The 11,740-nt window shown below is 61.1% G+C and carries 10 protein-coding genes; 6 read left to right on the forward strand and 4 right to left on the reverse strand.

Features of this window, described 5'->3' with window-relative positions; all coding sequences use genetic code 11:
* The first annotated feature begins 215 nt into the window (after positions 1 to 215).
* Genes cobG through cobJ form a run of 4 tightly spaced genes read left to right on the forward strand, consistent with a single transcriptional unit; the run spans position 216 to position 4,579 of the window.
* Positions 216 to 1,535 (forward strand): precorrin-3B synthase, encoded by a 1,320-nt coding sequence (gene cobG, locus ACE04F_RS28750; protein ID WP_486111066.1) that lies wholly within the window; start codon positions 216 to 218, stop codon positions 1,533 to 1,535.
* A complete protein-coding gene (locus ACE04F_RS28755; protein ID WP_486111068.1) occupies positions 1,528 to 2,154 on the forward strand; it encodes a precorrin-8X methylmutase in 627 nt (208 codons plus the stop codon). Before cobG ends, ACE04F_RS28755 begins: the two co-directional genes overlap by 8 nt.
* Complete coding sequence (locus ACE04F_RS28760) at positions 2,154 to 2,885, forward strand: precorrin-2 C(20)-methyltransferase (protein WP_486111168.1); 732 nt, start codon at positions 2,154 to 2,156, stop codon at positions 2,883 to 2,885. The genes ACE04F_RS28755 and ACE04F_RS28760 overlap by 1 nt, the downstream gene beginning before the upstream one ends.
* Entirely contained in the window at positions 2,882 to 4,579 is a 1,698-nt protein-coding gene (cobJ, locus tag ACE04F_RS28765) for a precorrin-3B C(17)-methyltransferase (RefSeq protein ID WP_486111070.1), read from the forward strand. Before ACE04F_RS28760 ends, cobJ begins: the two co-directional genes overlap by 4 nt.
* 15 nt (positions 4,580 to 4,594) lie before the next feature.
* Here cobJ and ACE04F_RS28770 read toward each other — a convergent pair whose 3' ends face one another.
* A complete protein-coding gene (locus ACE04F_RS28770; RefSeq protein WP_486111072.1) occupies positions 4,595 to 5,257 on the reverse strand; it encodes a hypothetical protein in 663 nt (220 codons plus the stop codon).
* Between the two features lie 209 nt (positions 5,258 to 5,466).
* Between ACE04F_RS28770 and ACE04F_RS28775 the strand changes: the two genes are divergently transcribed.
* Positions 5,467 to 6,288 (forward strand): hypothetical protein, encoded by an 822-nt coding sequence (locus ACE04F_RS28775; RefSeq protein ID WP_486111074.1) that lies wholly within the window; start codon positions 5,467 to 5,469, stop codon positions 6,286 to 6,288.
* A gap of 4 nt (positions 6,289 to 6,292) precedes the next feature.
* Here ACE04F_RS28775 and ACE04F_RS28780 read toward each other — a convergent pair whose 3' ends face one another.
* Positions 6,293 to 6,889: a MarC family protein gene (locus ACE04F_RS28780; protein ID WP_486111076.1), complete on the reverse strand. Its 597-nt coding sequence runs from the start codon at positions 6,887 to 6,889 to the stop codon at positions 6,293 to 6,295.
* Between the two features lie 158 nt (positions 6,890 to 7,047).
* On the opposite strand from ACE04F_RS28780, the gene ACE04F_RS28785 reads away from it, so the two are divergent.
* Positions 7,048 to 7,401, forward strand: coding sequence for a hypothetical protein (locus ACE04F_RS28785; protein WP_486111078.1), 354 nt, complete (start codon positions 7,048 to 7,050; stop codon positions 7,399 to 7,401).
* Between the two features lie 148 nt (positions 7,402 to 7,549).
* On the opposite strand, the gene ACE04F_RS28790 is transcribed toward ACE04F_RS28785, so the two are convergent.
* Positions 7,550 to 10,294 carry a hybrid sensor histidine kinase/response regulator gene (locus ACE04F_RS28790; protein ID WP_486111080.1) on the reverse strand — a complete coding sequence of 915 codons (2,745 nt, stop codon included), beginning with the start codon at positions 10,292 to 10,294 and terminating at the stop codon, positions 7,550 to 7,552.
* A 99-nt stretch (positions 10,295 to 10,393) separates the two neighbouring features.
* Positions 10,394 to 11,689 (reverse strand): phosphoribosylamine--glycine ligase, encoded by a 1,296-nt coding sequence (gene purD, locus ACE04F_RS28795; RefSeq protein WP_486111082.1) that lies wholly within the window; start codon positions 11,687 to 11,689, stop codon positions 10,394 to 10,396.
* Between the last annotated feature and the right edge of the window lie 51 nt (positions 11,690 to 11,740).

The raw sequence follows: 11,740 nt of genomic DNA on the forward strand, positions 1-11,740 counted from the left end.
GCGAGCCTGCTCGCGAAGACGTGGTCCACTCAACATCTTCTGTTCAGGCAGACCGCGTTCGCGAGCAGACTCGCTCCCACCGTTTTGGATAACAGGCGTGCGGAAGTCGGGGCTCGCTGTCAGCAATCCGACCGGCAAGCTTTTCATGAGCGCAGGCAAAGCAGGCATAATGGCGGCCTTCGCCGCTGCGGCGTTTCCTATTTACCGGTTCTGCCTTGAACGAACGTCCATTTTCCAACGTCATTCGCCCCTCGGGTTGTCCGGGGTTGCTGCGTGTCGTCCAGGCACTGGACGGAGGAATCTGCCGAATCAAGCTTGATGGCGGCGTCATCCACGCGGATCAGGCCGAAACCGTCGCCGGGGCGGCCGAGCAGTTCACCGGGGGCGTGATCGAGGCCACCAACCGCGCCAACCTGCAGATCCGCGGTATCGGCCCTGAGCCGGACGCGTTGATCGAGGCGTTGCTCGCCGCCGGGCTTGGTCCGCGCAAGGCCGCTGGCGATGACGTGCGTAACCTGATGCTCAGCCCTTCGGCGGGAATCGACCGACAGATGCTGTTCGACACCCGCCCGCTGGCCGCGCAGATCCTCTTCACCTTGCAAACCCATGAGCGCTTCCACGAACTCTCGGCCAAGTTCGCCGTGCAGTTGGACGGTGGCGAAGCCTTGGCGATGCTCGAGCATCACCATGACCTGTGGCTATCGGCGCTTGTCCAGCACGGCGAGCCCTGGCTTGCCTTTGGCCTGGCCGGTTCGCCGTTGGACGAGCCGGCGGGCAAGGTGCCCCTGGCCCAAGGACATGCCCTGGTGGTAGCGGTGCTGGAGCTGTTTCTCGAACTGGCCCGCCCGGATCAGAACCGCATGCGCCAACTGCTGGCCGAATTTCCCGTGAATGAATTCATGACCCGGTTAACCGGCCGCGTGCCGCTGCAACCTTGCCTTGACTGGCGGAGGAGTGCGTCGCCCGGCGGCCTGCACGTCGGTATTCATTCCCAGCACGACGAACGGGTCTATGTCGGCGCGGCGGCGCCCCTCGGCCGGCTTGATACGGTCATGCTGCGCGGCGCGGCGCAGTTGGCGCGGGAGAAGGGCGACGGCAACCTTCGCTTCACTCCCTGGCAAAGCCTGTTGCTGCCCAACGTGCGCCGCGAGGATGCGGATGCCGTGTTGACGCAGCTCGAGGCGCTGGGCCTGTTGTGTTCGCTCGACCACTCCCTGGCGCAACTCATCGCCTGCACCGGCTCCAATGGCTGTGGCAAAGGCCTGGCCGACACCAAGGCCGATGCCCGTCAGTTGGCGGATCTGCTGCAACGTCGGGGCCAGGCTTTGAGCATTCATCTGTCCGGCTGCCAGCGATCATGCGCGGCGGCCCACATCGCCCCGGCGACGTTGCTGGCGGTCGCCCCCGGTCGTTATGACCTCTATTTTCGTGATGCCGCGTTGCCCGGTTTCGGCGCGTTGCAGGCGCACAATCTGACTATCGAAGCGCTCGACCACTGGCTCGACGCTCATCCCCGGAGCCCCCTTGATGCTTGATTACATCCGCGACGGTCAGGAGATCTATCGCAACTCCTTCGCGATCATCCGCGCCGAAGCCAACCTGGCGCGCATTCCGGCCGATCTGGAAAAACTCGCGGTACGGGTGATTCACGCCTGCGGCATGGTCGAGGCGGTCGATGGCCTGCAGTTTTCCGAGGGCGCGGGCACGGCCGGGCGCCAAGCGTTGGCCGCCGGCGCGCCGATCCTGTGCGACGCGCGGATGGTCTCCGAAGGCGTGACCCGAGCCCGCCTGCCGGCCAACAATCCAGTGATCTGTACCCTGCGCGATGAGCGCGTCCCGGCGTTGGCCGAAGAGCTGGGCAACACCCGTTCGGCGGCGGCGCTGGAGCTGTGGCGACCGCATCTGGAAGGCAGTGTCGTGGTCATCGGCAACGCCCCGACCGCGCTGTTCTACCTGCTGGAAATGCTCGATACAGGCGCGCCAAAACCGGCTCTGATCCTCGGCTTCCCGGTGGGCTTTGTCGGCGCCGCCGAATCCAAGGCGGCGCTGGCGGCCAACAGCCGGGGCGTGCCGTTCGTGATCATGCAAGGTCGCCTGGGCGGCAGCGCCATGGCCGCCGCCGCCGTCAACGCCCTTGCTACGGAGATTGAATGATGCAGCAGCCTGGACGTCTGATCGGCCTCGGCGTAGGGCCCGGTGACCCGGAGCTGATCACGGTCAAGGCCCTGCGCCTGCTGCGCGAATCGCCGGTGGTGGCGTATTTTGTCGCCAAGGGCAAGAAGGGCAACGCCTTCGGCATCATCGAGGCCCATCTGCAGGATGTGCAGACGTTGCTGCCGCTGGTCTATCCGGTCACCACCGAGGTGCTGCCGGCGCCGTTGTCCTATGAAGAAGTGATCGCCGACTTCTATGACACCGCCGCCGAGCAATTGGCCGTGCACCTGGATGCCGGTCGCGATGTGGCGGTGATCTGCGAGGGCGACCCGTTTTTCTACGGCTCCTACATGTACCTGCACGACCGCCTGGCCGAGCGCTACGAGGCCGAAGTGATTCCCGGCGTGTGTTCGATGCTCGGTGGGGCCTCGGTGCTGGGAGCCCCGCTGGTCTATCGCAACCAGAGCCTGTCGGTGCTCTCCGGCGTCCTGCCCCACGACGATCTCAAGCGCCGGTTGGCCGATGCCGATGCGGCGGTGATCATGAAGTTGGGGCGTAACTTCCCCAAGGTTCGGCAGGTGCTTGAGGAGCTGGGCATGGACGGGCGGGCGCTGTACGTCGAGCGCGCGACCATGGCCAACCAGAAAATCGTGCCGCTGGAGGAAGTCGAGCCGATGTCTTCGCCGTACTTCTCGCTGATCATCGTCCCGGGCGAGCGGTGGCAGGGATGAGGAAGGCTGTAGCAATTGTCATCCTCGGCCCAGGCAGCCTCGCGACGGCCCGACGAATCCAGCAGTGCTATCCCGATGCGCTGATTCATGGCCTCGCCGGGCGGGTCGAGGGCGATCGGCAATACGTTGAGTTCGGCACCACGTTGCGCGAACTCTATCAACAGGACACGCCGATCATTGCGCTGTGCGCGGCGGGCATCGTCATTCGCACCCTCGCGCCGCTGTTGCTGGAAAAAGGCAGCGAGCCGCCCGTGCTGGCGGTGGCTGAGGATGGTAGCGCCGTGGTGCCGCTGCTGGGTGGCCTGGGCGGTGTGAATGTCATGGCCCGGGAAATCGCCACAGCGCTGCAAGTCGCCCCGGCGATCACCACCAGCGGCGAGTTGCGTTTTGGCACCTGCCTGCTCAATCCGCCGAGCGGCTACAGCCTGGGCGACCTGGAGCAGGGCAAGCGTTTCGTCTCCGATCTGCTGGCCGGCGAGCCGGTGCGGGTCGAAGGCGCGGCGCCGTGGCTTGATCAGGCGCAGTTGCCCCAGGATGCGCAGGCACGGCTGGCGATACGCATCGACAGCGCCGCGGGTGTGCCTGCGCCGGACGAATTGCGGATCTATCCGCGCAACGTGGTGGTTTCGGTGAACGCCGGCACGATGGACGTGTCGACTGCGATCGACGACGCGTTGCACCGGGCCGGCCTCGCGGTGCAATCAGTGGCGTGCCTGCTGGCGACAGACAGCGACATGGCCCGCGCCGAATTGCACCACGCCGCTCTGGCGCTGGGCGTGCCGCTGCGCTTCGCGCGGGCCAGCGATGACAGTGAGCAATGGCTGGATGAGGCTTTGGGCCAGCCGGCTTCGTTGCAACGAATGGGCGGCGTGATCATCGCCGTGGCTGAGCAGCCCATCGACCCGCTGCAGCTCGGCCGTGCGCGCGGACGTCTGGCGGTGGTCGGCCTTGGCCCTGGAGCGGCGGAGTTGATGGTCCCGGCCGTGCGTGCCGAACTGGACCGCGCCAACGATGTGCTCGGCTATGAGACTTACGTGCGCATGGCCGGGCCTTTGCGGGCCGACCAGGTGCAACATTGCACCGACAACCGCGAAGAAATGCAGCGTGCCCGACATGCCTTCGAACTGGCGGCTCAGGGCCGATCGGTGGTGGTAGTGTCGTCCGGTGACCCTGGCGTATTCGCCATGGCCGCTGCTGTGCTGGAAGCGCTGCATGAGTCGACTGACGCCGATTGGCATAACGTCGACCTGCAAATCCTGCCGGGGGTCTCGGCTTCCCTGGCCACGGCGGCCCAGGCCGGCGCGCCGCTGGGTCATGATTTCTGCGTGATGTCCTTGTCGGATAATCTCAAGCCGTGGTCGATCATCGAGAAACGCCTGGACCTGGCGGCCGAGGCAGACCTGGCGCTGGCATTCTACAACCCGATCTCCCGCTCCCGTCCGTGGCAACTGGGGCGGGCGCTGGAAATAGTCGCACAACATCGCACAGCGGATACTCCGGTAGTCCTGGGACGTGACATCGGCCGACCGGGCCAGACCCTGCGCGTCACCACGCTTGGGCAACTGACCCCGGACCAGGTGGACATGCGCACCATGGTGCTGATCGGCTCCTCCACCACTTGCGTGTTTCCACGCATCGGAGGTGGCGACTGGGTGTATACACCGCGCTGGTATGCCGATAAGCCAGGGGCATGAAAAAGCATCAAGGTGTCATTGGTTATTGATGGGGCGGTTTCGACTGAGGTCGAATCGCTCGATTGATTTTTTTTCCAGTCGCTTGTTGATTAATTCCCGCTGCCCATCGAGTACTGTTCTGTCCAGTCTCAGATAGGCCTTTCGCTGGACAATCTCGGCCGAGCGCTTTTCCCAGTTCCAGAAGAGGAAATTGTTGCTCTTTATCCGTGTATTCAATTCAAGTTTGAATACGGCGATATTGAGTCGTCCTTGCGCGTCGTAGCGGGATGGAACAACCTGGAAACTGTCACCTGAAGCGGTTTCCCGGTCAAAAGACAGCAGCGCGGGACTGTTGTTTTCCAAGCTATCGAGCGTGTCGATCATGGCATTGCCTTGCTGCGTATCGTTCATCGCGCTTGCGCTCTCAACCAGAAATTCCGCCACAGAGCCGCTGAGGACCTGTTGTGTGCGAGTAAATATTGCGTCCTCATAGATTGACCAGCCGATGGCCCTCAACACACCGACGTACCTTTCAAGCCAGCGTTCTGGCTGGTGATACCGGTTGTACCTTTCGTCAGCAATGAGAATGGCGAAGTTGTTGCAGTCGGCAATGCCCTCGTGATCTGACAGAGGAAGTGTCTCGATGTAGGAAAACAGGCTGGGGCCGGTTATCAGACCTGTGAGCGTTTTATTGAGCATGTTGTTAACTCGTAAAGTTGAAGGTGATTAGAAATATAGCAACAGGTGTGAACTTTAAGTGGGCAGGCTACAGGTCTGGATACAAGTTTTCCTGGAGTGGGTAAGCTTGTGAACATATTGCAATTGTTTTTTATTGGTTATTGTTTTGGTAAGTAACTAGATTGAGGCTTGTCCGCAGGAGCGGTCATCCACATAACAAGGAAAAGTTTATGGAACTGTTTGAAAGTAAGATAAGTCTGGCAAAAAGTATCGAGTCCATTGCCGCGCGTATCGACAGGCGCAAGGCGTCGGGCACTGCCCCGATCCGCGTCCGCAGGTCTATCGTGCAGTCACAGGACAACCCCACCAAGGAACTGGATGCGCTGATGCTGGGCGATGCGCTGGTGGGTTATGGCAATAACATGTCGCTCGATAACATGGTGATCATGGAAAACCTGATAACCATGGCAATCATGGAGGCCAATTACGAGGTCCCCGCCGGTAAGAACACCCGTGAGTGGTATGAAGCTTTCATTGAATGCCTGGTGGATCTCGGATGTTTCGTGCCCGACAGTGGATACACCCGTTACTCCGAGAATTCCGTGCAGGTGGACCTGGACCTGGTGATCAAGGATATCGTCAAAGGAATCATCGATGGCGTTAAGGCCAGTCACCCGGCGGCAGCGGTGTTGAGCACGGTGATGGACAGCACGATCGATGGCCTGAAACAGGACGACGACACTATCGACCTCTTCCAGAGGCAGGCTAAGACCGTCGATGGCGCGCGCTTGTCCTTTATCCCCTGCGAGCAGCTGTCCAACGGAATCCTGATTGCTTCTGCCGCCTCGATAAAACACTCCGGTTCTTCAAATAATGGCGGGGTCCTTTTTGTGAACTGGCGAGCGTCGGCGCGGGATTTTTTCCGTGGCAAGTCATTCGTGACGTTCAACCCGGCCCGCTATGAAGCATTCAGGGAGCAGATTGAAGAGTACCTGGGCGAACATCGCAAGAAGGTATTGAGCAAAAGATTCAGCCGTCGCAAGCGCGGATAAATGGCTACGGGGCCAGATATCCCTTTACCCCGGTAAAGATGATCTGCGCTGCCAGCGCGCAGACAAACAGCCCCATCAGGCGGCTGACGATCTGCAGACCCTGGTCGCCGAGGATGCGTTCGATGCGGCTGGACAGGTAAAGCACGACGCCAACAGTGAAGCTGGCCAGGGCGATGCTGATGATCGCCATGAGCTTGTCATCCCAGTGCGGCTGGCTTACGCCCATCACCAGCAAGGCACCAATGGTGCCGGGGCCGACGGTCAATGGAATGGTCAGCGGGACGATGGTCACGTCCTGCTGGACATTGTCGGTCTGTACGGCTGACTTGCCTTGAGCCATGCCCAACGCGGAAATGAACAGCACGCTGCCGGCGCCGATTCGGAATGCATCCACGGTGATGCCGAACACGCTGAAGATGACCCGCCCGAACAGATACAGCAAGACGCTGGAAACCAGCGTCGCGGTCGCGCCCTTCCAGGCCAGGCGACGTTGTTCCTTGCGTGAGTAGCCACGGGTCAGGCTGATAAAACACGACAGCACGAAGAAGGGGCTGTAGAGCACCAGCATCTTCAGGTAAACGCTGAATAACACGTGAAGCATGGTCGGGTTCACTGCGAGAGAGAGTCGCGGAAGTCTATCAGTCTGTGATTCGACTGTCGGCAATTCATTGGGCGCTTTGTTTCAAGTAACGGCCGAGAGTGCCGGGCACCACGGCGTTAATGGTTAGTTAAATGACAAGGATGTTTGCGACGTATGTCATGAAGTTTCTTTTCGTGAGCGGGTTGATAACGATGTCTTGCAGTTGTGCAGGTATCGGCGTATTCCCTCTTTCCGAGGCCGAGTGCCGGACCCTGGAAGATAACGGAGTCATCACTCCACAGAATCCGATTTCCTGCACAAGGCTGAACAAGGTTGTTTTTAACACCTTCGGTTTCGATGACGCGACCGGAACAGGGCAAATGGTTGTTCTGGATGCCGTGGCAGACAATACCTATGCCATTTTTACCGAGTTGTGGATTACCAGCATTTCGAAATCGGTTCGCGGGCGTTTGTCAGCGAACTGGCAAGGTTGCCGAAGGCCGAGGCAGCACAGGTCTTCAAGAATTATGTGAAGGAGTATCGACAATGCCTTGCGCAAAGCGCGGACCAGGCCCCAATTTTGGCCCGCAATGCCTGTGTAGAGAAAGTAAGGAGATGAGTCGGGCTTGCGGCTTCGTCGGGGTGACCCTGATAGCGTTTTAGCTGCCACTTCACTTGCGATTAACGCTGGGCTACCCAGTGCTCGATCAGCTCACGCAGTTGCGACAGCTCCACCGGTTTGGACATATGCCCGTCCATCCCCGCTTGGCGCGCACGCTCCTTGTGTTCGGCCAGGATGTGCGCCGTCAGCGCGACCACCGGGGTGCGGGTCCGTTGGTTGCCGACTTCCCAGGCGCGCAATTGCTGGGTGGCGGAGAAGCCGTCGAGTATCGGCATTTCGCAATCCATCAGGACCAGGTCGTAGCGCTGCTCCTTCATGGCCTTGAGGGCTTCTTCGCCATTGCTGGCGGTGTCGGGTTGCAGGTTGAGCTTGCCGAGCATGCCGCGGATGACTTTGGTGGAGATGCTGTTGTCTTCGGCTACGAGGATACGAAAATCGCTGGGCACTTTCACCGGCAGGAGAGGGCCGGCATTCACCGGGGCAATCGGAGCCTGGCCTTTATTGCGCTGGTTGAGTTCGTCCGCCAGGGTGGTCTTGAGCGTATACCCGGCCACCGGTTTGGCGAGGATGCGCTTGACGCCGCTGTTGCGTGCCACGATCTTGCTCGGGGCGTTGCTGATGCCGGTGAGCATGATCAACAGGATGTCGTGGTTCAGGCTCGGGTCTTCCTTGATCTTGGCCGCCAATTGCATGCCGGTCATGCCGGGCATGTTCTGGTCCAGCAGCACCACGTCGAAATAGTCACGCAAATGCGCCTTGGTGCGCAGCAGCGCCAAGGCTTCCTTGCCCGACGGCACTGCGCTGACGTTCAGGCCCCAGGCGCTGCACTGTTGCACCAGTACTTTGCGGCAGGTGTCGTTGTCGTCGACGACCAATACCCGCGCGCCTTGCAGCGGACCGTCCAGGTCGGAAGTCGGGTGTTCGAGACGGTCAGGGTCCAGTGGCAGGGTCAACCACAAGGTGCTGCCCTGGCTGCTTCCACTCTTGATGCCGAACTCGCCGTGCATCAGCATGATCAACTGGCGGGCGATGACCAGGCCCAGGTTGCCCCCCAGCCGCGTGGCGGAGAGGAAATTCTTGCTGTGCAGCTCGGCGTGCATCAGGGTGTCGCGCTCTTCGGCGTCCATGGGCGAACCGCTGTCCTGCACCGCGATACGCAGGCGTGGTTGATTGCTGCGCTCATCGAGGGCGACGACGATCAGCACTTCGCCTTCGTCGGTTTTCTTCAAGGCATTTTCCAGCAGGCTCAGCAGGGCCTGGCGTAGCCGCGTCGGATCACCGCTGATGACGCGCGGCACCTGGGGCTGGATAAAACTGATCAGCTCGATATTCTGCTGTTCCGCCTTGGCGCGGAAAATACTCAGGCAATCCTCGATCAGCGCATTCAGGTCGAATTGCACATCGTCCAGCTCGATCTGGCCCGATTCGAGACGGGAAATGTCGAGGATCTCGTTGATCAGTGTGAGCAGTTCATTGCCGGCGCTGTGGATCGTCTGCACGTAGTCACGCTGCTTGACCGACAGCGGCGTGCCCAGCAGCAGCTCGGTCATACCCAGCACGCCATTCATGGGGGTGCGGATCTCATGGCTGATCTTGGCCAGGAACTCGGCCTTGGCGTTGATCTCGGCATTGCTTGCGGCCAGGTCGCGACTGATGCTGAAACGGCTCTCGTTGATCGATCGCTGGCGTTCGCCCAAGGCAACGCTCATCAACAGACCACTGATGCAGATGAATACCAAAAGGGTGACGATCAGGCCTTGCGGCGCGACTTCCGTCAGCCCCTGCAAGGCGGGGAGGATGATCAGCGTACCGAGGTTGAACACCACCATGGCGGCAACGAACAGGCGCGCCGGGCGGTAGCCCTTCTGCCAGTGCCAGGCGCTGACGAACAACATGCTCAGCCCGGCCAGTGCCACCAGTGCATAGGTGATGATGTTGAGCGGCAGTGTGTTGACGAACAACAGCAACAGGCTGCACAGCATGATGAAGACGATTTCTCCGAGCAGCAGCCGGTTCAACGGATGCTCGCCCAGGGGCGCGAAGAAACGTAAAGCAAACATCAAGCCGCAGGGCGCGGTCAGCAATAGCGCCAGGTACGCTCCCGGTGTCTGGATTGCCGGCCAGTCAGGCAGCCAGGACCCGGCCAGGTTCAGCAACAGTATCAGGCTGAGCATGAGCAACCCTTCACAGGCTGCCAGCCACAGGCAACTGCGCGAGCGGGTATAGGCGTAACGGGTGAGGTTGTGCAGGATCAACATGGCGATGCAGCCGAACAAGAGGCCGTAGATCAGCGTCTGGTTCTGGTTGGCAGCTGCCGTTATGGCCGGTTGCAGTGTGACGTAGGGGCGCAATTCGTACCGGGAGGCCAATCGCAGGTAGACGTCGAGGGGCTTGTCGCTACGCGGTAGCGCCAGCATGAGATCACTGCTGCGCGCGGATTGTTCGGTGTCGGGCGGGCCATTGCCGCTGATCTGTTGATCTATCAGCGTATCGCCGTCCAGCACGTAGAGATTCAGGCGCGACAGGTCTGGCGCAAAGATGCGCAGAATTTGTTCATGCCGGTCGGGCGCCAGCCGGAAGCGCAACCATAATGCTCCGCCGGGTTCGGCCGCCTTGAGGTGGTCCAGGTCTATCGGGCTGAATTGATTGGTGTAGCGGGCAGAGCGGATGTCGCTCAGCTTCAGGTCGCCCTGTTCGTCGAGCAATATCGCCCAGCCACTGCCTGGCGCGGCCTGCGCCGGGAGCATGCAGAGCAGCGTCAGCAGGGTAACGGTGAAGGCTATGGCAATCCTGAGCCAGCGCACGGCGAAATCCCTTCATAGGTTGAGGCCAGACTATAACTATGCGCGGCGCCCCGGCAGCCAGGCAAGGGCCATGGGCCTTTGCCTGGCTGAATGGCCGGGTTATTCCTGGTTTTCACCACGCTCACGGGCAATGGCACGGTAGCCAATGTCCTTGCGGTAGAAGCATCCTTCCCAATCAATCCGCGCGGCAAGCCGGTAGGCCTGCTGCTGGGCCGCATCGACACTGGCACCCATGGCCGTGGCGCAAAGCACGCGACCACCGGCAGTGACCACCTGGCCGTCCTTCAATGCCGTGCCGGCGTGGAAAACCTTGCCCTCCAACTGCGCGGCGGCGTCCAGGCCCTGGATCGCGCGACCCTTGGCATAGTCGCCCGGATAACCACCCGCCGCCAGCACCACGCCAACGCTTGGACGCGGATCCCATTGGGCTTCAATCTTGTCCAGCGCCTGGGCCAGGGCCGCTTCGATCAGCAGGACCAGGCTCGATTGCAGGCGCAGCATTACCGGCTGGGTCTCAGGATCGCCGAAACGGCAGTTGAATTCGATGACTTTTGGGTTACCTGCCTTGTCGATCATCAGGCCGGCGTAGAGGAAGCCGGTGTAGATGTTGCCTTCCTCGGCCATGCCGCGCACGGTCGGCCAGATCACCTGGTCCATCACGCGCTGGTGCACTTCGGCAGTGACTACCGGAGCGGGGGAGTAGGCACCCATGCCACCGGTGTTCGGGCCGCTGTCGCCGTCGCCGACACGTTTGTGGTCCTGGCTGGTGGCCATCGGCAGGACATTCTTGCCGTCGACCATGACGATGAAACTGGCTTCTTCACCGTCGAGGAACTCCTCGATGACAACCCGCGATCCGGCATCGCCAAAGGCGTTGCCAGCGAGCATGTCCCGCACCGCGTCTTCGGCTTCGGCAAGGGTCATGGCAACGATCACGCCTTTACCAGCGGCCAAACCGTCGGCCTTGATCACGATCGGTGCGCCTTTTTCGCGCAGGTAAGCCAGTGCCGGTTCGATTTCGGTGAAGTTCTGGTAGTCGGCGGTCGGGATCTTGTGCCGTGCCAGGAAATCCTTGGTGAACGCTTTCGAACCTTCCAGCTGTGCCGCGCCGGCGGTCGGGCCGAAGCAGTCCAGGCCGCGAGAGCGGAACAGGTCCACCACGCCAGCGACCAGCGGCACTTCCGGGCCGACGATGGTCAGCGCGACGTTCTTCTCGGCGAAGTCGGCCAGTTGCTCCAAGGCCAGCACGTCGATAGCAACGTTTTCGCACTTGGCTTCGATGGCGGTGCCGGCATTGCCCGGTGCGACAAAGACTTTCTGCACGCGCGGATCCTGAGCCACTTTCCAGGCCAGGGCGTGTTCACGGCCACCGCTGCCAATGATCAAAACATTCATTTCAAAAACCTCAAATTCTGTAAGGCGCTGCTGGAGCGCTTCATGTGGGAG

The sequence above is a fragment of the Pseudomonas sp. AGC41 genome, from assembly GCF_057334555.1.

Excerpts from the sequence above, each read along its gene's own strand:
- ACE04F_RS28770 (WP_486111072.1), bottom strand. The coding sequence starts at position 5,257 with ATGCTCAATAAAACGCTCACAGGTCTGATAACCGGCCCCAGCCTGTTT.
- cobJ (WP_486111070.1), top strand. The coding sequence starts at position 2,882 with ATGAGGAAGGCTGTAGCAATTGTCATCCTCGGCCCAGGCAGCCTCGCG.
- ACE04F_RS28760 (WP_486111168.1), top strand. The coding sequence starts at position 2,154 with ATGCAGCAGCCTGGACGTCTGATCGGCCTCGGCGTAGGGCCCGGTGAC.
- ACE04F_RS28780 (WP_486111076.1), bottom strand. The coding sequence starts at position 6,889 with ATGCTTCACGTGTTATTCAGCGTTTACCTGAAGATGCTGGTGCTCTAC.
- ACE04F_RS28785 (WP_486111078.1), top strand. The coding sequence starts at position 7,048 with ATGAAGTTTCTTTTCGTGAGCGGGTTGATAACGATGTCTTGCAGTTGT.
- ACE04F_RS28775 (WP_486111074.1), top strand. The coding sequence starts at position 5,467 with ATGGAACTGTTTGAAAGTAAGATAAGTCTGGCAAAAAGTATCGAGTCC.
- purD (WP_486111082.1), bottom strand. The coding sequence starts at position 11,689 with ATGAATGTTTTGATCATTGGCAGCGGTGGCCGTGAACACGCCCTGGCC.
- ACE04F_RS28755 (WP_486111068.1), top strand. The coding sequence starts at position 1,528 with ATGCTTGATTACATCCGCGACGGTCAGGAGATCTATCGCAACTCCTTC.